Below are 20,596 nucleotides of genomic sequence, written 5' to 3' on the forward strand. Positions count from 1 at the left end.
ATTAGGTTATTGTTCTCTATTGGCAAAAATAACAAGAAATCTTGAAAAAGAGATGCATTAAAAACAAAAAAAGACGCAGATGAACGATCTGCGTCTCCTTTATTCTCTATGTGTTATCTTTATTCCACTCCAAAAAGAACAGCGAGGCCTTTATCTACTCCGGAAAAGCCCATGAACGCCATGGCAAGAAGCCCGGCAGTTACAAGCGCAATGGACATGCCTTGCATGCCTTTCGGAATATTGACCAAACTAAGCTGTTCGCGAATGCCTGCAAAGACAATCAATGCAAGCGCAAAGCCCAATGCCGTGGCAAAAGCGTATACAACGCCTGTCAGCAAATCAAAGTTCTTTTGGATAACCAGAATAGCAACGCCAAGGATACAGCAGTTCGTGGTAATTAACGGCAAAAACACGCCCAAAGCCTGATACAAAGCAGGAGAAACCTTCTTCAGGATAATTTCCACCATCTGCACCAATGCGGCAATCACCAGAATGAAAGCGATTGTCTGCAGGTAAGCCAACCCGAAAGGGTCAAGCACGAATTTCTGAATGACGTAAGTCACAATCGTAGCCAAAGTCAAGACAAAAGCAACTGCCGCTCCCATACCCATAGCGGTATCTACCTTTTTGGATACGCCTAAAAAAGGGCAAATACCTAAGAATTGTGACAACACAATGTTGTTCACAAAGATGGCAGTGATAAATATCAATATATATTCCATATTCCTGTCTATTTAAAAGTTATGCTTTTTTAAAGCGGTTTACAATAGCAATCAGATACCCCAATGCGATAAAAGCACCCGGTGCCAGCACGAAGACCAACATACCGTATTGCTCAGGCATAATGGTGATATTAAACAACTTGCCTGTTCCCAAGAATTCACGGACTCCACCCAACAGAGTCAGTGCAATCGTAAATCCAAGTCCGATGCCTAATCCGTCGAAGAAAGAGGCTATCGGCGTATTTTTACAGGCAAAAGCCTCCGCGCGTCCCAACAGGATACAGTTCACTACAATCAAAGGGATAAACAACCCCAATGTCGCATAAAGAGCAGGCACATAGGCTTGCATAACCATTTGCAAAATCGTAACGAACGAAGCGATAACCACCACAAAGATAGGAATACGTACCATGTCAGGCACTAAATTCTTAATGGCAGATATCACAAAATTCGAACAAATCAACACAAACATTGTGGCAAGCCCCATTCCCATACCGTTAATGGCAGAAGAGGTGGTTCCCAATGTCGGACACATACCCAAAAGGAGTACAAACGTAGGATTCTCTTTTACAATCCCGTTTATCAAAATCTTCAAATTACTCATAGTCTGCTCCTTTCCTCACTATTTTTCATTACTTGTTTGATTATCGCCTGCCTGCTGTGTCGCACCGCTTGTGGCATCTACTTGCTGGTTCTTATAAACAGCATAAGCATTGTTTACAGCCAGAAGGAATGCGCGCGAAGTGATGGTAGAAGCGGTAATGGCATCTATTTCGCCTCCGTCTTTACTTACGCTCAGCGGAGCGGCTCCCGGGTTCTTTCCGGTTATATCTCCTTTTCCTCCTTTTTTAAACCAATCAGCCGCTTTCGAGCCCAATCCCGGAGTTTCGGCATGGCTTAACAAAGAATAGTCAATGATATTCCCTTCCTTATCGAAACCGACAAGAACCGTTAATGCTCCTCCAAATCCGTTGGCAGAAGCCTCTACAGCCGCTCCGATAGGTTCTCCTCCCTTGGTCGCTTTATAAATTTTATAAGAAGCCCCGTTCAGTTCCACGGTCTCGGGCGCCTCGGCTGGATTATTGTCAAATCCGGGCACAACTACCGCAATAGCGTCACTCAAGGCTTTCGCATTGGCCTGTGCTATCGGCTCTGCCGTAGCATCGTTGACCCATCCTAACAAACCTCCTGCAACGACAGAGAAGCCTGTAAGCGCCAACGCCATATTCTTTAAAGATGATTCAAGCTTTTTCATTTCTTTACTACCTCCCCATAACGTTTAGGTTTACAATAAGTATTAATCAACGGCGTGAACGCATTCATAATCAGAATAGCGAACGACATGCCTTCGGGATAAGCGCCGAACGTACGGATCAATACGGTAAGGAAACCTATCGCAATGCCGTAAATAATCATACCCTTATGGGTCATAGGTGATGTGACATAATCGGTAGCCATAAAGATTGCGCCTAACATCAAACCGCCGGTAAAGAGATGATGTACCGGAGAAGCATAAATAGGATTAGCCAAATGCATCAATCCGGAGAATACAAATACCGTAGCAAGAATCGAAATGGGGATATGCCATGTGATAATCTTTTTCCATAACATATAGATAAGCCCCAAAAGCAAGGCTCCGGCACTGATTTCGCCTAAACATCCCACGCCCATCTGACAACTGTCCGGAATGCCGATTAAGAGGTTAAAGCTACTTGGCAAGTCACTCAGCACAGACGGGTCGCCCGACTTAATGGCTTGCTTCATCAGCGCCAATGGAGTAGCTCCGGTCTCGGCGTCCAAATAAGAAGCCAATTGACCTGTCTGAGGCCAAGAGGTCATCTGTACCGGGAACGAAATAAGCAGGAATACACGTCCCACCAAAGCCGGATTAAACGGATTGCAGCCCAATCCGCCAAAGGTCATCTTACCAATACCGATAGCCACCAACGCACCGATAATGATAATCCATACAGGCAGGTTCGAAGGCAAGTTGAATGCCAGCAATACACCCGTCAGAGCGGCAGAGCCATCCATAATGGTGGTCTGCTCACGTTTCAGAATGTATTTCGTAATAGCCCATTCAAAGAAGACACACGCCGCAACCGAGGTCAGCGTGACGATAAGAGCCCCTAAACCAAAAACGATTAATGATACAAGCAAGGCAGGTATCAATGCAATCAAGACACCGTACATGTTTTTCTGCACGCTGTCGTTGTTATGCACGTGGGGCGATAATGATACGATTAATTTATTAGCCATAATAGTCTACAATTATTTTTTAGCATTGCGTGCACGGATGATTCCGCCCACCTTACCTTTTCCTAAACGAATATAATCCAACATCGGGCGATGTGAAGGACATGTAAACTGGCATGAACCGCATTCGATGCATGACATAATCATTTCATGTTCCACACGTTCCCAGTCGCCATGAGCCGAGCACGTGGCAAGCAAATAAGGCTCCAGTCCCATCGGACAAACGCTCACACACTTGGCACAACGGATACACGGTTGGGGTGCGCCCCGACGTGCTTCCTTATCGTTCATAATCAAGACGCCCGAGCTTCCTTTGCAGATAGGGACTTCGATGTTCATCAGAGCCTTGCCCATCATCGGTCCGCCGCCGATTACCTTGCCGGTATCTTCCGGAAGCCCTCCGGCTGCTTCTATCAGCTGGCTCATCGGAGTTCCCATGCGGGTAAGGAAGTTAGACGGATTCTTCAAGGATTTTCCGGTTACGGTCACGATACGCTCGAAAAGCGGCTTGTTCTTTTGTACGGCTTCATATACGGCATATACCGTACCTACGTTCTGTACGATAGCTCCTACATTGATAGGTATTGCAGGAGGAGCAGGCACCTGCCGCCCGATAATCGCATCAATCAATTGCTTCTCGCCGCCTTGCGGATATTTCACTTTCAAGGGTACCACTTCGATGCCCGGATATCCGGCAGCTTTTTCAGTCAACAACCGAATTGCATCCGGCTTGTTGTTCTCTATGCCGATATAAGCCTGATTTACCTTAGCCGCTTTCATCAAGATGCTCACTCCCACCAAGATCTCATCCGGTTTCTCAAGCATCAGCCGATGGTCGGCGGTCAGATAAGGTTCACATTCTACGGCATTAATAATCACACACTCGGCTTTGCATCCCGGGGGAGGAGTAAGTTTTACATGTGTGGGGAAACAGGCTCCACCCATGCCGACGACTCCCGCGTTCTTGATCTTCGTTACAATTTCTTCGGGAGTCAGGTTGCATTCTTTCACTAACGTCGTGCTGCGGTCGATGGATGCTTCCCATTCGTCACCTTCCACATCAATGAAAATGGCAGGTTTGCGGTATCCGCTCGCATCAACAACATTGTCTATCTTATTCACTTTCCCAGATACAGAAGAGAAGATTGCAGCCGAAACAAAGCCTCCCGCCTCTGCAATCTTGGTTCCGACCTTTACGCTATCACCTTTCTTTACGACAGGGGTAGCTGGGGCACCGATATGTTGGGACAAAGGGAACACTGCCTGCTTCGGAAGTGCAAGCGTTTCTATGGCTTTACCGGCCGACAATTTATTTTCTGCTGGATGAACTCCACCAATTCTAAACGTCTTCACTTTATCTATTGTTTTATGGGTTCTACTTCGTTTGGATTAAGCTCGGCTTTCGGTGCCTCAGGCTCTGCCGGTTTCGCCTTGCGTGGAGGGAAGTTTACGGCAATGATGGCACCCTGCGGGCATTCCGTTTCACATTTGCGGCACGACTTACACTTAGCCGGATCGATGTATGCCAAATTGTTTTCCAACGTAATCGCTTCAAACGGACACACTTTCACACACTTGCCGCACCCGATACATGCAGCGGTACAAGCCTTACGGGCAACCGCACCTTTGTCCTTGTTTACACATTGTACATACACACGGCGGCTGTTCTTGCCTTTCGGACGAATCTCGATAATGTTTCGCGGACAAGCCTTGGCGCAAGCACCGCATGCCGTACATTTTTCTTCATCCACTTCTGGCAAACCTGTTTCCGGATTCATGCGGATGGCTCCGAACTGGCATGCCGATACACAATCGCCGCATCCCAAGCATCCGAAGAAACATCCCGTTTCGCCTCCGCTGGTAGAGTTGGCCACCACACATGAGCGCACGCCGTCGTATTGCGTAAGCCTCGGACGGTTGGCACATGTACCGTTACATCTCACTACAGCTACCTTAGGTTCAGAAGCGGAAACTTCCAACCCTAAAATGCCAGCTACTTTCTCCATAGTAGGCTGCCCGCCTACCGGACATAGTTTCCCTTCCAATGAACCGGCTTTCACACATGCTGCCGCAAAGCCTGAACATCCAGGATACCCACATCCACCGCAATTGGCTTGAGGAAGCACAGCCGCCACTTGCGCAATTCGCGGATCTTCATACACAGCAAACTTCTTTGAAGCGGCATACAGGATTACGGCAGATACCAACCCGATGGCTCCCAATGAAATTACTGCAACCAAAATTAGATTCATAGATATAAAGTTAGTTTATTAATATTATGCAACCGTTTCCAACGTAAAAACAAATGTACGGTCCAGCTTATGCCGGCACATATATATAATAAGGTAATAAGGAATCAAGGCACAAAGGCAAATCAATGCTGACCCGGCTTCATTCCCAGTCAGACGCAAAGCAATGACAAGGGATAAAACCACCACCAGGAACGGAATTACAAAAGCCAGCAATACGGCCTTCATGCTCATAGAAGATGTGCCTACTACCCACACCTTTTCCCCGATTGTGCATGAGAGTCCTTGCTTATTATACACGTCAATCATCTTTTCTTTTGACTCTGACACATGGCAATGGCTTTTCGCACTACATGCCGCGCAAGCTGACGCCTGAACGATTCTCACCTTCAGACGAGAACCGTTAATGCTTTCCACAATACCTAGATGTTTTATGTTATTTGTCATGTTTTGCAAACTGAACTTTACAATACGGGGCAAAAATACTATAAAATTTTGTTTATTGGTAACGCAAACGGTAAAATTTCATGCTAAAAAAAGTAAAAAAGTCAGATTAATGCATCATCATATCCTTTATGCTGCATGCTTTTCTCCAATTTCCGATAAGCTGAGTTCAGCTTTGCTGCTACGGTCGTCTTTTTCATGCCTAGCTTATCCGCAATCGCCTGAAGAGTCATTTTCTCTTTGAACTTCATTTCCACCAATTTTTTCAACTCATCCGGAAGTTCCTCGACCGACCTTTGCAAGTCGAAAAGTTTCTGTTCCCTTGCAAAGGTAGGAAGCATATATTCCGACTCGATGACTTTTACTGCCTCCAAGTCTACAAAAGAAAAAGTGATTTTCTTTTTCCGGCAATAGCTGCACATGTAATTTGCCACTACGCAAGTAAGCCACCCCGAGAATTTCCCGTTTTCATTGTATGTGTTTTTCAATTTCGTACCTACATGGATACAGATATCTTGGAGAACATCGTTTATGTCTTCAGAGTTAGAGAGAAAGCGCCGGACGGCTTGTCGGATTTTAGGAATGTATCGGATTAAAAGTGTGTTAAATGCGGAAACATTTCCGTCGCGATAAAGCGAGACCAGCTGCTCGTCTTCATCAGGTGTTTTCTGTTTCATCGGTGTTAATTGTTTAGTTATTAGATTCAAAAACCCTTTTAAGAAGAAAGCGCCTTTGAAAAGCATAGTCACGCTTCAATCAGTGACATGTCACCCCAAAGAAAACATTTTCTTTATAAATTTACAAAAAAACAAGCTCTTTTTTTACTATTTTACACAATTTCCTCCTTAAAAAGAGAAAAATCGACAAGTTTTATCCCCAAACGGAGCTGTTGTATGTGGATGTGTCAAAATAAAAATCAACATTCATTTTTGCTTAACTATCGTTTTGTCCGGTCGGAAGAAATCCCTATCTTTGGCGGGAAATAAAAAACGACAGTTAAAATGAAGTGGATTATAGGACTTGTGTGCATGCTTTGCAGCGTGAGCATGCAAGCGCAGGATTTAAAATCATTATACATCGCTTTGCCCGATTCGCTTTCCCCTTTGTTGACTAAAGTGAACCGGGAAGATTTCGGCGATTTTCTTGCCAGCAACATGAAAGCGGAAGTGAAAAACCGCTTCGGGCAGACTTCGGAGATGTTGAAGCTGACCGATGATTACCTGTTGGTGCGCATCAGTAAGTCGAGCAAGGAGGAAATGAAATTCTTGCCACTGAACGATTCGGTGAAAGTGGTATGTGTGGTTCGTACGTATGAAGGACCGGTGGCAGACAGCGACATCCGTTTTTATGACACTGCTTGGAAAGAACTTCCGGCAAGCCGATTTTTCACTTTACCTCCTGAAGAGCAATTTTACCGGCAGCCTTTGACGGAAACGGCGGCGGATTCGTTGCGCAATTTACGCTTGTATGCCGATATGTACCTGAAAGAATTGCGTTTGTCCGAGAAAGACCAAAGCCTGACGGTTACTTACACGACTCCTGATTACGTGGATAAAGAGACGGCGGAGAAGCTCAAGGCTTACGTGCTTGAGAAGCCAGTTGTTTATCAATGGTGTAATGGAAAATTCCGGCAGACAGCGCAATAGTGGGAGTAAAATACATGTTTTAAAGCAGAAAACCGCCTATTCTCTTTCTTTTTGGTATAAAAATACCTGAAAAATAGTTAATCGCCTGTGCCCGATTCAGCCAAAAAAGCTATATTTGAAACGCTTTTTTGAAAAATCGCAAGCATTCGTTTGAACAGGTGAATAAATAAGGTATGTAATGATTTTAAAATGTATTAGAACAGTTGCGGTAGCGGCATTGGCATTAGTAAGCGTAAATGTAGCAGGGCAGGACTTGCTGGCACGCCAGGCACCTATCGACAGAAAGCTGAAAGCTGTAGACTCATTGGCGCTGATCCGCCAAATCAAGGCTGAGCAAGCCGTTTATCCTGCTTATAGTTTGTATCCTAATTGGCGGAACGACCGTGTACACGCATACGGCAATACGGTTCAGATTCCCGATACCTTCCGAATTGATTTAACCGGTTTCTGCATGCCCACTACGCATACGAAGATTACCTCAAAGTGCGGTCCGCGCTGGCGCCGTATGCATAATGGGTTGGATATTAAGGTATATATCGGTGATACCATTCGGGCGGCTTTCGACGGGAAAGTACGTATGGTGAAGTATGAGCGCCGCGGTTATGGCAAATATGTGGTTATTCGTCACGACAACGGGTTGGAGACCATTTATGGTCATCTTTCCAAGCAACTGGTGAAAGAAGACGAATACGTAAAGGCTGGCGATGTGATAGGCTTGGGTGGCAATACGGGACGTTCTACCGGTTCGCACCTGCATTTCGAAACCCGTTTCTTGGGTGAGGTAATCAATCCTGAATTCATGTTCGATTTCCCGAAACAGGATATTGTTGCAGACAGTTACCTGTTTATCCGTAATGCAAACCGTTATCCGTACCAGCGTACGCGTGCATTGGCAAATTTGAAGAGCGGAAAGAAAATCGAGAACACAGAATCTTCGCCCTCAGAAAGCGGTGCTATACGCTATCACAAGATACGCAAAGGCGATACATTGGGACGTATATCTCGGATTTACCACGTATCTATCGATCGCCTGTGCAAGATGAACGGCATTAAGCGTACTACAACCTTGCGCATCGGTCAGGTATTGCGTTGTTCATAAATCATTTCGGTGAGAAAAAATATAAAAAGGGGGATTATCCTTGTCTGACAGAGAGGGTAATCCTCTTTTTAAGTGTCCATCTGTGTCTGTCCTGTGTTTTATTAACATGCAAAGTTAATGCCGCGAAAGGTATAATCTGTTTTACCGGACAAGTTCTTTTACAATTTCAGCACCACCCGGTCGCCGGCGTGTTGTGCCATGACGCTTTGGGTTTCTTGCAACTCTTTGTAACGCTTCATGATTTCCAGACACCGTTGCGGGTCGTTGGCTATTTCCGGATTAGCCAGTGCCTGAATGGTATGTTTCATTTCTTCCTCTACGATTGAGAGTTTGAAGTCGAGCAGCAGACGGGGAACCAGTTCGTAGAGCCTTTCTTCATCGCTTACGATTTTTTGTCCTTTCGAATGATATTTGCTCAGTTGATAGCGGTCGCTTACGAGGTCTACAGCCAACTTGCTTACCGCAGGGTCAGGGTGAGCAATGAAATATCGCTCGGGATTGAAATTCGGGTCATTCAGATGTGCTTCACACTCTTGTAAAACCAGACGGTGCAGCGGGTCATAGAATTGTAATTCGTCTTCTTTCAGCCCAGATGCGATGCATTCTGTCACGGTAAACGGTATTTGCTCGCCCGTTTCATTCTCTACGTAACACATCACTTTTTCGCCGTAGCGGATAAGCATCCGTACCAAGTCTTCTTCTTTGGCATAGAATACCTTTTGTTCGTTTCCTTCAGACGGGATGTACGAGGTATAGGGTTCTGTCGGAAAGGGAGCCGGTTCGGAAGGAAAAGGAGCATTTCCGGTTTCGGATGTGGAATCGGCTGCAGGTGTTTCATTTGTCTGGGCTTCGGGAGAAGATTCCGGTACAGAAGCCTGAGGTGTTGCCGTTAACCGCTGTTCGCGTTCTTTTTTGCGCTGTTGTTCTTTAAATTTGGCTTCGCGTGCTTGTTCGATAAGTTTGGCGGTGGCTTCAATCAGCACTTTTTCTTCCATTTGAAGCAGTTGGCTGCATTCGCGGATATAAACCGAGCGGACAATGGCATCAGGGATGACTGAAATGCTTTTTACAATACTTGATATGAGCGAAGCCCGTTTGATTGGGTCTTTTCCCGCTTCTTCCATCAACAGATCGGTTTTGAAGCGGATGAAGTCCACTTCATGGTCGTTGATATATGCCTGATAATCGGTGGCGTTGTGTTTGCGTGCAAAGCTGTCAGGGTCATCCCCGTCAGGAAGCAGGCATACTTTTACGTTCATGCCTTCTTCCAGCAGCATGTCAATTCCTCGGATGCTGGCTTTGATGCCGGCTCCGTCACCGTCATAGAGTACCGTGATGTTATTGGTGAACCGGTGAATCAGGCGGATTTGCTCGGAAGTCAGTGCGGTTCCCGATGAAGCTACTACGTTTTCAATGCCGCTTTGATGCATGGAGATGACATCGGTATAGCCTTCTACCAAAAAACAACGGTCTTGCCGTACAATGGCTTGCTTGGCAAAGTAAATGCCATACAACTCCCGGCTTTTGTGATAGATTTCCGATTCGGGCGAATTGACATACTTCATCTGTACATTCTTGGTGGCTGCGCTTAATACACGTCCGCCAAAAGCAACGACTTTTCCCGAAATGGTATGCACCGGAAAGATGACACGTCCCCAAAAGCGGTCGCGCAACGTTCCGTCTTCTTTCCGGTAACATAATCCGGTTTTTACAAGAAATTCTTCTTTGTACCCTTTCTGAAGGGCGGCACGTGCCAATGCGTCATGATTGTCTGTGCTGTATCCTAACTGGAATTTCTTGATGATATCGTCACGGAAACCACGTCCGCGCAGATAAGTCATGCCGATGCGTTGTCCGTCTATGTTATTATATAAGATATTTTGGAAGTATTCGGAAGCGAACTGGTTTACCACAAACAGGCTTTCCCGTAAACTATGTGCCTGCTTTTCTTCATCGGTCAGTTCGCGCTCCTTTATTTCGATGTTGTATTTCTTGGCAAGCCATTTCAGGGCTTCGTAGTAGGAAAGCTGTTCGTGCTCCATGATGAAATGCACCACGTTTCCTCCCTTGCCGCAACTGAAACATTTGCATACCCCTTTGCTGGGCGATACACTGAATGAAGGGGTCTTTTCGTTGTGGAAAGGGCATAACCCGATATAGTTCACTCCTCTTTTCCGGAGAGTGACAAATTCGGATACCACATCTACAATCTGTGCGGCATCCATGATTCTGTCTATGGTGGCTTGGTCTATCATGATGCGGCAAATTTACAAATAAATTCATTACCTTTGCACCGCAAGTAAATACAAAGATTAAATGATGCGTCGAATTTTAATGGGGCTTGCCGCTTGCTTATGTGGAGCGGTGGCATGGTCGCAAGAAGCTTCTTCCCGTGTGGGATGGAGTTTGACGGCAATGACCGAAGGCGAGTGGAATATGACGAACGGGAATACGTCGTGGGTTAATTATTTGGAAGCCGATGTAAATGTCGGTTTATGGAAGGGAGCCACTTTCGAAGGGATGGCGATTGCTACGTATCAGGCTGGAGGGGCAGTAGATAATGATAATTTAGGATTGTCGAACATCTATGCCGATGAGAACAAACCGTTCCGGCTGATACAGGCTTCGCTGCGTCAGTCATTCGGCGACCGCTTTTTTGTGTCATTGGGGTTGCGCAACGTGGATGTAGATTATTTTACGACTCCGGCAACGGGGCTTTTTACAGGAGCTTCGGATGCCGATTACCCCATTCTTTCTTTGAATTATCCGTTAGCTACCTTTCCGCTTTCGGCAATGGGCATCCATTTGGAATACCTTCCGGCAGAGGGGCTTACATTGAAGGCGAGTGTGTATAACGGGGTGGCAAATGATGATTTCAACCGCCAGTTCCGTTTTTGCCCTGCGAGCGATGGGGTGTTTACGTTGGGGTGCATTTCCTATGAAATTCCTACGAAAGGCGAACAGGCGGCAAGTTATACGTTAGGGTATGTTTATGGGAAAACACCTTCTGATGATGGGAGTGTCCATGAAAAAGAAACCGGTTTTTGGGGTTTGGTAGAGCAGCCGTTAGTTATGTTCGGTAAATCTCAGCTGGTCTTGTTGGGGCAGGGTGCCGCTATGACCAGCCGTGATACGCCATGTAACGGATATTGGGGAGCTGGTCTGGTGATGAACCGCATCGCTCGAAATAATATGACGGCTGGTATTGTGTGTAACCGTTTGCTATTTGCAGACGGAGATGAAACCGACATCGAGTGTACGATTCATTGTCATCTGACTTCGTGGCTTTCCCTGCAGCCGGCCTTACATATTATTCATCACAACAAGCATAATTTTGTAGCCGGGCTGTTACGTTTGTCTTTGGAGTTGGGGAATTAAAAAAATTGAATATCCGCAAACATCCCATGTAGGGGCGTATCGCATGCGCCCGAATGCGTCCCACTTATCCACGCGGATGTCTTCAGGGCGTATGTGATACGCCCCTACAGTCAATTAGGTAAAATGCGGACATTCAGAGCCTGTTTAAATTTTGCTCAGGTTAATTTTGCGAATTGTTTTCGAGGATGTTTTTCTGATTTTATGAGGAGGATAGCGGGCTATCTGACGAATAAAATCGGGAAAACAGACCGGAAACAAACGCAAAAGAACCTGATAGAATATTACTTTATTGGAAAATTTAAACAGGCTCTCATATTAAAAAAATATCCCGCCAGCTTCCGCCGGCGGGATATACTTCTCTTTTCAGAGACTCATCGACTTATTATTTGATGTTCGGGTTCAGCTTGTTCCATTCAGAGATAGCAGGAAGAACGCCCATAGCGATTACTTCGTCACGCAATTCGCAGAGGTGAGCGTAGCTCTTGTCCAAAGCAGCTTGTTCTTCTGCAGTTCCGTTCAGAGCAGCGCAGTGGCAACCGTCAGCAGTGATTGAAGTTTCCCATGCCATCATGATGTGGTCGTACTTATCGTTTGAGATATATGTACCAGCCGGCCAGCGGAATGCCTTGCCACCCATAGCAGCACCAATCATTTCGATAGAAACGTATGCCGGGCTTTGGAATGAAGAACGTCCGCGCAATGCAATGATGTTAGCACCGCCTTTGGTTACTTTCTGTTGGATTTCTGCCCATTGTTCTTTGCTCAGAGCCTCAGTGCCGATGATGTCGGTCAACGGTTTGCCGTTAACTTTAGCAGTAGAAGCGAATACGGCCATTTGTTCGCCGTGGCCACCGTATGTGCGGCAGTTTTCAACAGCGTCCATAGGTACGTTGAAGTATTTAGCCAGTTCACTGCGCAGACGGGTAGAGTCGAGAGCAGCCAAGGTAGTAACCTGTGAAGGTTTCAAGCCTGAGTACAACAACGTAATCAGACCGGTGATATCAGCCGGGTTAAAGATGATAACGATGTGTTTTACATCCGGGCAATATTCTTTTACGTTCTTACCGAATTCTTCAGCGATAGCAGCGTTGCCTTTCAGCAAGTCTTCACGAGTCATGCCTGCCTTACGTGCTGCACCTCCTGAGTTCACGATATATTTGGCACCTGTCAGCGCTTCTTTGATGTCTGAAGTGAAGGTTACGTTTACGCCTTCGAAACCGCAGTGGTACAATTCTTCAGCTACGCCTTCCAAGCCCGGAGCATACGGGTCGTACAAGCAGATGTTAGGAGTCAAACCCATCATAATGGCAGTCTGAGCCATGTTAGAACCGATCATGCCGGCAGCACCAACAATGGTAAGCTTTTCGTTTGTTACAAATTCCATAATTCTATTATTTTAGTTAAGTGATGAATATTCTTTTTTTCTTTCGATGCAAAGATAAAAAAGTTCTTCGGAACTGTGCGCCTTTGTGTCAGGAAATATGGGAAAGAATAGGATGTTTTCAACTTAATTACGGAAATATTTCACTATTTTTAAAAGACCGTCTCTCGTTTTGCTATGAGCACTTGGCAAATGGGAGAGGCAGTTCACAACTGCTCCCGAAAACGAAGATATACTGCATCGGCAAAGTAAGATATCTTCTAAGACGGTTTCAGTTATCTGAAACTGCGGATGCAGTATATCTTCGTTTTCGGAGGCAAATAACAGGGTATGTATTTGCATGTTTCGAATATTCTTGATAACTTTCGCCGTCTTTTTTCAAAGAACTGATAAAACTTACGAACTTAAAAACTCAAGAACTCGTATATATGATGGAAAAAACTTGGAGATGGTTTGGGAAGAAAGATAAGATTACACTTCCCATGTTGCGCCAAATCGGCGTAGAAGGTATTGTGACAGCACTTCATGAAGTGCCCAACGGTGATATATGGACCGAGGAGGCTATTAATGACTTGAAGTCGTACATCGAATCGTACGGGTTGAGATGGTCGGTAGTGGAAAGCTTGCCGGTGTGCGAGGCTATCAAATATGCCGGTCCGGAACGCGACCAACTGATTGAGAACTATAAGGTGAGCCTTGCCAATCTGGGCAAATGCGGCGTGAAGACGGTATGTTATAATTTTATGCCGGTCATCGACTGGGTGCGTACCGACTTGCAGCATCCGTGGGCAGACGGTTCCAGTTCGTTGTATTTCGACCGCGTACGTTTCGCTTATTTCGATACGATGATTCTGAAACGTAAAGGTGCCGAGGCGGACTATACGGAAGAAGAACTGCGCAAGGTGGCTGAACTGGACAAAGTGATTACCGAAGCCGAGAAAGACGAACTGATTGATTCGATTATCGTGAAGACACAGGGATTCGTAAACGGAAATATCAAGGAAGGCGACAAGAATCCGGTGGCTATTTTCCGCAACCTGTTGGCTTTGTATGACGGAATCGACCGTGCTGCGTTGCGTGAGAACATGCGTTATTTCCTGGCTGCCATTATGCCGGTATGCGAAGAATACGGCGTGAATATGTGTGTGCATCCCGATGACCCTCCTTTCCAGATTTTGGGCTTGCCACGTATTGTGACCAATGAAGAGGATATTGCTTGGTTCTTGAATGCTGTAGACAATCCGCACAATGGCTTGACTTTCTGTGCCGGTTCGCTCAGCGCAGGCGAGCATAACGATACGCGTGAATTGGCGAAGAAGTTTGCTTCGCGTACGCATTTTGTACATCTGCGCAGTACGGCGGCTATGCCGGGCGGCAATTTTATCGAAAGTTCGCACTTGGAAGGTCGTGGTCATGTAATCGACTTGATTCGTATTTTCGGACAAATAAAGCCGGGGCTTCCGATGCGTGTAGACCATGGGCGCACGATGTTGGGCGATGAAGACAAAGGCTACAATGCCGGCTATTCGTTCCACGGCCGTATGTTGGCTTTGGCGCAGGTAGAAGGCATGATGGCTGTAGTGGAAGACGAGATGAAACGGAATATTAAAGTGGAATACTGATTATTTTTGAAACGCAGATTTTCGCAGATTAACGCAGATTCATTTTAAATTATTATATTTGCGAAAATCTGCGTTAATCTGCGTTTCAATTAAAATAACGGCATGAAGAAGGTTTGTTTACATAAGGCGTGCAGTATCCGGTTCCGTCGGTGGAGCCGGAAGGGGTATGCCGTGTTCGTGAGTCTGCGCATTGTTGTGACAATCGGGCATGTATGCCGGAGCATTGCCGATGCTGCATTGAGCAAGAACAAATCTTTTTCTGCCGGGAACCGGGAACAGAGAACGTCCGTTGACGAGAGAATGGCGGAAGATGCTGTAGATGACGGTGGCGGAGGAATCTTAGTGTCCGCATCTCAGGTAGTGAATGCCGTATTGCTTCTGTTCTTGATGCAGAGAGTGGTATCGGTTTCGGGTAAATCTGTTGTTTGTCCGGAGCGTTATATACCTTTATATAATATAGGAAGCGGAATGGGAAAGGCTCGCAAGCGGGTTTCTCTCATTCCGCTTTTAATGTTTTTTGAAACGCAGATTAGCGCAGATTTTCGCAGATATAATTATTTTTTATTTGCGAAAATCTGCGCTAATCTGCGTTTCAGCCTAAAGACTTATAAGCTCAAATGATAGAAAGAGTAGAGAAAGCTGTTTACGAAGGGAAGCCGCTTCAGCCCGATGAGGTGCTGAGGGTTGCCGAAGAAACCCCGTTGGACGTGTTGTGTGAGGTGGCACATCGGATTACGGTGAGGTGTGCTTCACGGAAGTTTGATATGTGTTCCATTATCAATGCGAAATCGGGGCGGTGTCCGGAGAATTGCAAATGGTGTGCCCAGTCTGCGTATTATGATACGGGCGTGCAGGTATATGGTCTGGTCTCGGAAGAAGAATGCCTTCGTCATGCCCGTGCCAACGAAGCGCAAGGCGTGAACCGTTTCTCGCTGGTGACCAGCGGCAAGCGTCCTTCGGATAAGGAGATAAAGGTTTTGTGCGAGCGTTTCGCTTATTTGCGTATGCATAGCGGGATACATTTATGCGCTTCGTTGGGTCTTGCCGATGAGGCTCAGTTACGTGCTTTGCATGAGGCGGGCGTTACCCGCTATCATTGCAACCTGGAGACGGCACCTTCTTATTTCGGGAATCTCTGCACCACCCATACGCAGGCAGAGAAAATAGAGACCATCCGGGCGGCGTGCCGCATAGGGATGGAAGTGTGCAGCGGAGGCATCATCGGGATGGGCGAGACGATGCGTCATCGGGTGGAATTGGCTTTTACGTTGCACGGGTTGGATATACAGTCTATTCCACTTAACCTGTTGCAGCCGATAAAAGGGACGCCGTTGGAAAAAGTCGCTCCTTTATCGGAAGAAGAGGTATTGCGCACGGTAGCAATGTTCCGGCTGGTAAATCCCGAAGCTTATCTGCGCTTTGCCGGAGGGCGTTCAAGGTTAAGCGAGGCGTGCGTGAGCCGTGCGTTGTATGCCGGAATCAATTCGGCGATTGTGGGCGATTTGCTTACCACGCTGGGTTCGAAGGTACAAGAAGATGTAGAACGGATAAAAAATGCAGGTTATGAATGTTGATAAACTTGTTGATAAGTTCGACCGCGACCATTTGTGGCATCCTTACACATCGGCGGTCGACCCGTTGCCTACGTACAAGGTAAAACGGGCGGAAGGATGCGTGATAACATTGGCGGACGGTACCCGGCTGATAGACGGCATGTCTTCGTGGTGGTGCGCCGTGCATGGGTACAACCGCCCCGAACTGAACGAGGCTATCGAAAGGCAGTTGAAAGACATGGCACACGTAATGTTCGGCGGCTTGACTCATGAGCCAGCCATTGCCTTAGGCAAGAAGCTGTTGCAGATAGTTCCGCCCTCGATGCGGCACATCTTTTATGCCGACAGCGGTTCGGTGGCGGTAGAGGTTGCGCTGAAAATGGCGGTGCAATACCAATATGCGATGGGACATTCCGGAAAGAGTAATTTTGTGACCATCCGTTCGGGATATCATGGAGATACGTGGAACGCCATGTCGGTGTGCGATCCGGTGACGGGGATGCACAGCCTGTTTGGTCCGGCATTGCCGGTACGCTGGTTCGCACCGGCTCCCGAAAGCCATTTCGGAGGCGAGTGGGACGAAAGCGATATTCTTCCGTTGCGGGGGATTATGGAAAAGCATCACGAAGAACTGGCAGGACTGATACTGGAACCCATCGTACAGGGTGCGGGCGGCATGCGTTTCTATCATCCGCAATACCTGCGCGAGGCGGCGAAGCTGTGCCGTGAATACGGTGTCCTGTTGCTTTTCGACGAGATAGCCACCGGTTTCGGGCGTACCGGAAAACTGTTCGCCTGGGAACATGCCGGCGTAGAGCCGGACATTATGTGCATCGGAAAGGCGTTGACCGGAGGGTATATGACGTTTTCGGCGGTGCTTGCCAATGCAAGAGTGGCGGAAGGCATTTCATCGTGCGAGCCTCGTGTGTTTATGCACGGTCCTACGTTTATGGGCAATCCGTTGGCTTGCTCGGTGGCGTGCGCTTCGATTGACCTGTTGTTGTCGTATGGCTGGCAGGAGAAAGTGGAGCGCATCGAGGCGCAACTGCGCAGGGAGTTGGAACCTGCCCGTATGCTTCCGCAAGTGGCGGATGTGCGGGTCTTGGGAGCCATCGGAGTGATTGAAACGAAACGGGAGGTGGACATGGCATGGATGCAACGCCGCTTTGTGGAGGAAGGCATTTGGATACGCCCCTTTGGCAGGCTGGCATACGTAATGCCTCCCTTCGTCATCTCCCCCGATGAACTGACGAAGCTCACTTCGGGGCTGGTGAAGATAGTGAGTGAAACGAAGCTTGATTCAGATTTGCCTGAAACGCAGATTAGCGCAGATTGACGCGGATTATCTTTTTAGGGAATAGATGACTCAGGAAATAATTAATCTTCAATCTGTGTTAATCTGCGAAAATCTGTGTTTCAATTAGAACAAAACAAACGTAGTATGCAAGAAGAACAGATTTTACACGCATTGGCGCGGGAAGGCAACCTGCGCACCTTGCCCGAAGCGGAACACGATGGGGTATGGATTGGGCAAGACGGACGGCGGATGCTGAACGTTGCGTCGAACGATTATTTGGGGCTGGCTTCCGACAGAGGCTTGCAAGAGGAGTTTCTCCGCGGTGTGCCGGAGAGAGACCGCCTGCTTTCGGCTTCCTCTTCCCGTTTGCTGACGGGCAATTTTGCGGTGCACCGCGAATTGGAAGTGTTGCTTGCCGGACGGTTCGGGCGTGAAAGTGCCTTGACGTTCAGCAGCGGTTATCACCTGAACACGGGCATCCTGCCCGCTGTGGCGGATGGGCATACGCTGATACTTGCCGACAAGCTGGTGCACGCCAGCCTGATAGACGGCATCCGCTTGTCGGCGGCGCGATGCATCCGCTACCGCCATCAGGATTACAGGCAGTTGCAGAGCCTGGTGGAGAAACATCATGCCGCTTTCAGCAGGCTTATCATCGTGACCGAAAGCGTGTTCAGTATGGACGGCGATGTGGCTCCGCTTGCCGCACTGGCGGAGCTGAAGAAGGCTTATCCGAATGTGATGCTTTACGTCGATGAGGCACATGCCGTCGGCGTGCGGGGCAGGCACGGGCTGGGCATAGCCGAAGAGCAGGGCTGTCTGGCGGACATTGATTTCTTGTGCGGCACGTTCGGCAAGGCGCTGGCTTCGGTTGGGGCATACGTAGTGTGCAGCCGTTTGATGCACGATTATTTGGTCAACCGGATGCGGACGCTTATCTTTACCACGGCGCTTCCGCCGCTCAACGTGGCGTGGACCAAATTCGTTTTTTCGCGGCTGGACGGGTGGAAAGACCGCCGCATCCGGTTAGCTTCGATGGCGGAGAAGGTGCGCGGAGCAGTCCGCCGGGCGGGTTATCCTTGTCCTTCGGAGAGCCACATTGTTCCGTTGGTGGTGGGTGAGAGCGAAAAGACTGTCCTCAAGGCGGCGGAGATGCGGCAGAACGGGTTTTATGTCCTCCCCGTCCGTCCGCCCACGGTTCCCGAAGGCACCTCACGCCTGCGCCTGTCGCTCACGGCGGCATTGCCCGAAGCAGAGGTGGAACGGCTGGTAGAAGCCATTGAAGCCCCCTCAATTCCCTCCGAAGGGGGGACTTAAATACATATGTCACGCCGGATTTGCAATCCGGTGTAATCAACTTTGCGGATTTGTAATCCGCATCACCGGCTAATGGTTTCGGATTACAAATCCGATTCTTCAATTACGCCGGATTGCAAATCCGGCGTGACAACAGCTGGAAAGCTTGCTGCACAATGCAGGACGGATTCCCATTAGAATGTAACAAAATGGTTTGTGAAAAAACAATATGGAACAACGATTTATAAAGAAAGAAAACAATCCCCGGCTGCTGCTTTTCTTTGCAGGGTGGGGAAGTGACGAACACCTGTTCAGCCGTCCGGTGGAAGACGGGTACGATTATCTGTTGTGTTTCGATTACCGCACGTTGGATTTCGACTATTCGCTGCTGGACGGTTATCGCGAAATCCGCCTGCTAGCTTGGTCGATGGGCGTGTGGGTTGCCGGACAAATCTTGACAGGCAAGGATTATCCGTGGCAGATGAGGCTTGCCGTAGGCGGTACTCCCTTCCCGATAGATGACCGGAAGGGAATCCCCGAAGCTATCTTCCGCGCTACGCTGGAGAATTTTTCGGATGCGGCGTTGGTGCGTTTCCGCCGGCGCATTTGCGGGACGGCGGAGCAGGTGAAAGAATTTCTGTCGCACGCGCCTTACCGTCCGGTACCGGAATTGCACGAAGAGCTGCAGGCGTTAGAGCAGTACGTGCGCCGTCCGTCCGCTCCTTTCGTATGGGACAAGGCAATCGTCGGGACGGGCGATAAAATCTTTCCTCCTGCCAACCAGCGTGAGGCATGGAGGGGGACTGCGGTCATTGAAAAAGACGTGGCGCATTACGGCGGCGCATTGTTCGACCGCCTGCTTTCGGGAGAGGAGGCTGTATGGACAAGGCACTGATCCGTCATCGTTTTGCCAAGGCTTCGGGCAGTTATCCGCGTCAGGCATTTGTGCAACGCGACATTGCTTTGCGTATGGCAGACCTGATAGGGCGGTATGTGTCGCCGGACTCGCATCGCCGGGTGCTCGAAATCGGATGCGGAACCGGATTGTTCACCCGTGCCTATTTGCACCGCTGGTGTCCGGAGCGGCTGGTGCTGAACGACCTTTGTCCTGAAGTGGAGCCTTATTTCGCCGACTTGCTGGGCGGGCAGGTAAGTTTTGTGGCAAAGGATGCCGAGGCGCTTGATTTCCCTTCCGGCCAGGATTTGATTATGTCGTGCTCGGCACTGCAGTGGTTCGATGCGCCCGAACGTTTCTTGTTGGGATGCCGCAAGCTGTTGTCCGGCCGTGGTTATCTTGCCTTCAGCACCTTCGGTCCCCGCAATGCCGAAGAAATCCGTGCGCTGACAGATGCCGGGCTTCCTTACCGTCCGTTGGACGAACTGAAGGTGGCACTATCCGAGGCATATCACATCGTCCATGCTTCAGAAGCATGTGTGCAGCTTTCTTTCCCGACTCCGCTGGACGTGCTGAGGCATCTGAAAGATACGGGTGTGACAGGCATCCGTCCCTGCCATTGGACACGGGAGAAGCTGGCAGACTTCAGTATGCGTTATGCCGGACGTTATGCGGCATCCGGCGGAGGCGTCACGCTGACGTATCATCCTATATATATAATATGTGTAAAATATTAATATGAACACAGAGGCGCAGAG

General features: G+C 48.2%; 20 protein-coding genes. 10 read left to right on the forward strand and 10 right to left on the reverse strand.

Features of this window, described 5'->3' with window-relative positions:
• Positions 1-119 precede the first annotated feature (119 nt).
• The 8 genes from rsxA to BACSA_RS18965 form a co-directional block, all read right to left on the reverse strand.
• On the reverse strand, positions 120-722 hold the full coding sequence (gene rsxA, locus BACSA_RS14140; protein WP_013618717.1) for an electron transport complex subunit RsxA: 603 nt from the start codon (positions 720-722) through the stop codon (positions 120-122).
• A 19-nt stretch (positions 723-741) separates the two neighbouring features.
• A complete protein-coding gene (gene rsxE, locus BACSA_RS14145; RefSeq protein ID WP_013618718.1) occupies positions 742-1,326 on the reverse strand; it encodes an electron transport complex subunit RsxE in 585 nt (194 codons plus the stop codon).
• 18 nt (positions 1,327-1,344) lie between these two features.
• Positions 1,345-1,977, reverse strand: coding sequence for an RnfABCDGE type electron transport complex subunit G (locus tag BACSA_RS14150; protein ID WP_013618719.1), 633 nt, complete (start codon positions 1,975-1,977; stop codon positions 1,345-1,347).
• The gene (locus BACSA_RS14155) at positions 1,974-2,981 is read right to left on the reverse strand and encodes an RnfABCDGE type electron transport complex subunit D (protein ID WP_013618720.1); all 1,008 of its coding nucleotides are present in this window, start codon (positions 2,979-2,981) and stop codon (positions 1,974-1,976) included. The genes BACSA_RS14150 and BACSA_RS14155 overlap by 4 nt, the downstream gene beginning before the upstream one ends.
• A 12-nt stretch (positions 2,982-2,993) precedes the next feature.
• On the reverse strand, positions 2,994-4,331 hold the full coding sequence (rsxC, locus tag BACSA_RS14160; protein ID WP_013618721.1) for an electron transport complex subunit RsxC: 1,338 nt from the start codon (positions 4,329-4,331) through the stop codon (positions 2,994-2,996).
• A gap of 5 nt (positions 4,332-4,336) precedes the next feature.
• A complete protein-coding gene (locus BACSA_RS14165; RefSeq protein WP_013618722.1) occupies positions 4,337-5,230 on the reverse strand; it encodes a Fe-S cluster domain-containing protein in 894 nt (297 codons plus the stop codon).
• A 24-nt stretch (positions 5,231-5,254) separates the two neighbouring features.
• Positions 5,255-5,674 carry a SoxR reducing system RseC family protein gene (locus BACSA_RS14170; RefSeq protein WP_013618723.1) on the reverse strand — a complete coding sequence of 140 codons (420 nt, stop codon included), beginning with the start codon at positions 5,672-5,674 and terminating at the stop codon, positions 5,255-5,257.
• 101 nt (positions 5,675-5,775) lie between these two features.
• Positions 5,776-6,348, reverse strand: coding sequence for an RNA polymerase sigma factor (locus BACSA_RS18965; RefSeq protein ID WP_013618724.1), 573 nt, complete (start codon positions 6,346-6,348; stop codon positions 5,776-5,778).
• Positions 6,349-6,672: 324 nt separating this feature from the next.
• Between BACSA_RS18965 and BACSA_RS14180 the strand changes: the two genes are divergently transcribed.
• Together BACSA_RS14180 and BACSA_RS14185 are read left to right on the forward strand one after the other, a co-directional pair.
• The gene (locus BACSA_RS14180; protein ID WP_013618725.1) at positions 6,673-7,317 is read left to right on the forward strand and encodes a DUF3256 family protein; all 645 of its coding nucleotides are present in this window, start codon (positions 6,673-6,675) and stop codon (positions 7,315-7,317) included.
• 178 nt (positions 7,318-7,495) lie between these two features.
• Positions 7,496-8,416: a peptidoglycan DD-metalloendopeptidase family protein gene (locus tag BACSA_RS14185; protein WP_013618726.1), complete on the forward strand. Its 921-nt coding sequence runs from the start codon at positions 7,496-7,498 to the stop codon at positions 8,414-8,416.
• Between the two features lie 158 nt (positions 8,417-8,574).
• On the opposite strand, the gene dnaG is transcribed toward BACSA_RS14185, so the two are convergent.
• Positions 8,575-10,671 carry a DNA primase gene (dnaG, locus tag BACSA_RS14190; RefSeq protein ID WP_013618727.1) on the reverse strand — a complete coding sequence of 699 codons (2,097 nt, stop codon included), beginning with the start codon at positions 10,669-10,671 and terminating at the stop codon, positions 8,575-8,577.
• Positions 10,672-10,732: 61 nt separating this feature from the next.
• Between dnaG and BACSA_RS14195 the strand changes: the two genes are divergently transcribed.
• The gene (locus BACSA_RS14195; RefSeq protein ID WP_013618728.1) at positions 10,733-11,794 is read left to right on the forward strand and encodes a carbohydrate porin; all 1,062 of its coding nucleotides are present in this window, start codon (positions 10,733-10,735) and stop codon (positions 11,792-11,794) included.
• A 382-nt stretch (positions 11,795-12,176) separates the two neighbouring features.
• Here BACSA_RS14195 and BACSA_RS14205 read toward each other — a convergent pair whose 3' ends face one another.
• Entirely contained in the window at positions 12,177-13,178 is a 1,002-nt protein-coding gene (locus BACSA_RS14205) for a malate dehydrogenase (RefSeq protein ID WP_013618729.1), read from the reverse strand.
• Positions 13,179-13,603: 425 nt separating this feature from the next.
• On the opposite strand from BACSA_RS14205, the gene uxuA reads away from it, so the two are divergent.
• The 7 genes from uxuA to bioC all read left to right on the forward strand — a co-directional run bounded on the left by uxuA (position 13,604) and on the right by bioC (position 20,575).
• Positions 13,604-14,797, forward strand: coding sequence for a mannonate dehydratase (uxuA, locus tag BACSA_RS14210; protein WP_013618730.1), 1,194 nt, complete (start codon positions 13,604-13,606; stop codon positions 14,795-14,797).
• 102 nt (positions 14,798-14,899) lie between these two features.
• Positions 14,900-15,418 carry a hypothetical protein gene (locus BACSA_RS18970; RefSeq protein ID WP_013618731.1) on the forward strand — a complete coding sequence of 173 codons (519 nt, stop codon included), beginning with the start codon at positions 14,900-14,902 and terminating at the stop codon, positions 15,416-15,418.
• The gene (bioB, locus tag BACSA_RS14220) at positions 15,415-16,371 is read left to right on the forward strand and encodes a biotin synthase BioB (protein WP_013618732.1); all 957 of its coding nucleotides are present in this window, start codon (positions 15,415-15,417) and stop codon (positions 16,369-16,371) included. Before BACSA_RS18970 ends, bioB begins: the two co-directional genes overlap by 4 nt.
• Positions 16,361-17,686, forward strand: a complete 1,326-nt coding sequence (gene bioA, locus BACSA_RS14225; RefSeq protein ID WP_013618733.1) for an adenosylmethionine--8-amino-7-oxononanoate transaminase — start codon at positions 16,361-16,363, stop codon at positions 17,684-17,686. The genes bioB and bioA overlap by 11 nt, the downstream gene beginning before the upstream one ends.
• 105 nt (positions 17,687-17,791) lie before the next feature.
• Positions 17,792-18,964 carry an 8-amino-7-oxononanoate synthase gene (locus BACSA_RS14230; protein ID WP_013618734.1) on the forward strand — a complete coding sequence of 391 codons (1,173 nt, stop codon included), beginning with the start codon at positions 17,792-17,794 and terminating at the stop codon, positions 18,962-18,964.
• Between the two features lie 208 nt (positions 18,965-19,172).
• Positions 19,173-19,838 (forward strand): DUF452 family protein, encoded by a 666-nt coding sequence (locus BACSA_RS14235; RefSeq protein ID WP_013618735.1) that lies wholly within the window; start codon positions 19,173-19,175, stop codon positions 19,836-19,838.
• Positions 19,823-20,575: a malonyl-ACP O-methyltransferase BioC gene (gene bioC, locus BACSA_RS14240; protein WP_013618736.1), complete on the forward strand. Its 753-nt coding sequence runs from the start codon at positions 19,823-19,825 to the stop codon at positions 20,573-20,575. Before BACSA_RS14235 ends, bioC begins: the two co-directional genes overlap by 16 nt.
• Positions 20,576-20,596: the final 21 nt, after the last annotated feature.

Origin of the sequence: Phocaeicola salanitronis DSM 18170 (genome assembly GCF_000190575.1) — a bacterium.
GTDB classification, from domain to species: domain Bacteria; phylum Bacteroidota; class Bacteroidia; order Bacteroidales; family Bacteroidaceae; genus Phocaeicola; species Phocaeicola salanitronis.

Coding starts and splice junctions, on each gene's coding strand:
- rsxA (WP_013618717.1), bottom strand. CDS start 722: ATGGAATATATATTGATATTTATCACTGCCATCTTTGTGAACAACATT.
- rsxE (WP_013618718.1), bottom strand. CDS start 1,326: ATGAGTAATTTGAAGATTTTGATAAACGGGATTGTAAAAGAGAATCCT.
- BACSA_RS14150 (WP_013618719.1), bottom strand. CDS start 1,977: ATGAAAAAGCTTGAATCATCTTTAAAGAATATGGCGTTGGCGCTTACA.
- BACSA_RS14155 (WP_013618720.1), bottom strand. CDS start 2,981: ATGGCTAATAAATTAATCGTATCATTATCGCCCCACGTGCATAACAAC.
- BACSA_RS14165 (WP_013618722.1), bottom strand. CDS start 5,230: ATGAATCTAATTTTGGTTGCAGTAATTTCATTGGGAGCCATCGGGTTG.
- BACSA_RS14170 (WP_013618723.1), bottom strand. CDS start 5,674: ATGACAAATAACATAAAACATCTAGGTATTGTGGAAAGCATTAACGGT.
- BACSA_RS18965 (WP_013618724.1), bottom strand. CDS start 6,348: ATGAAACAGAAAACACCTGATGAAGACGAGCAGCTGGTCTCGCTTTAT.
- BACSA_RS14180 (WP_013618725.1), top strand. CDS start 6,673: ATGAAGTGGATTATAGGACTTGTGTGCATGCTTTGCAGCGTGAGCATG.
- BACSA_RS14185 (WP_013618726.1), top strand. CDS start 7,496: ATGATTTTAAAATGTATTAGAACAGTTGCGGTAGCGGCATTGGCATTA.
- dnaG (WP_013618727.1), bottom strand. CDS start 10,671: ATGATAGACCAAGCCACCATAGACAGAATCATGGATGCCGCACAGATT.
- BACSA_RS14195 (WP_013618728.1), top strand. CDS start 10,733: ATGATGCGTCGAATTTTAATGGGGCTTGCCGCTTGCTTATGTGGAGCG.
- BACSA_RS14205 (WP_013618729.1), bottom strand. CDS start 13,178: ATGGAATTTGTAACAAACGAAAAGCTTACCATTGTTGGTGCTGCCGGC.
- uxuA (WP_013618730.1), top strand. CDS start 13,604: ATGATGGAAAAAACTTGGAGATGGTTTGGGAAGAAAGATAAGATTACA.
- BACSA_RS18970 (WP_013618731.1), top strand. CDS start 14,900: ATGAAGAAGGTTTGTTTACATAAGGCGTGCAGTATCCGGTTCCGTCGG.
- bioB (WP_013618732.1), top strand. CDS start 15,415: ATGATAGAAAGAGTAGAGAAAGCTGTTTACGAAGGGAAGCCGCTTCAG.
- bioA (WP_013618733.1), top strand. CDS start 16,361: ATGAATGTTGATAAACTTGTTGATAAGTTCGACCGCGACCATTTGTGG.
- BACSA_RS14230 (WP_013618734.1), top strand. CDS start 17,792: ATGCAAGAAGAACAGATTTTACACGCATTGGCGCGGGAAGGCAACCTG.
- BACSA_RS14235 (WP_013618735.1), top strand. CDS start 19,173: ATGGAACAACGATTTATAAAGAAAGAAAACAATCCCCGGCTGCTGCTT.
- bioC (WP_013618736.1), top strand. CDS start 19,823: ATGGACAAGGCACTGATCCGTCATCGTTTTGCCAAGGCTTCGGGCAGT.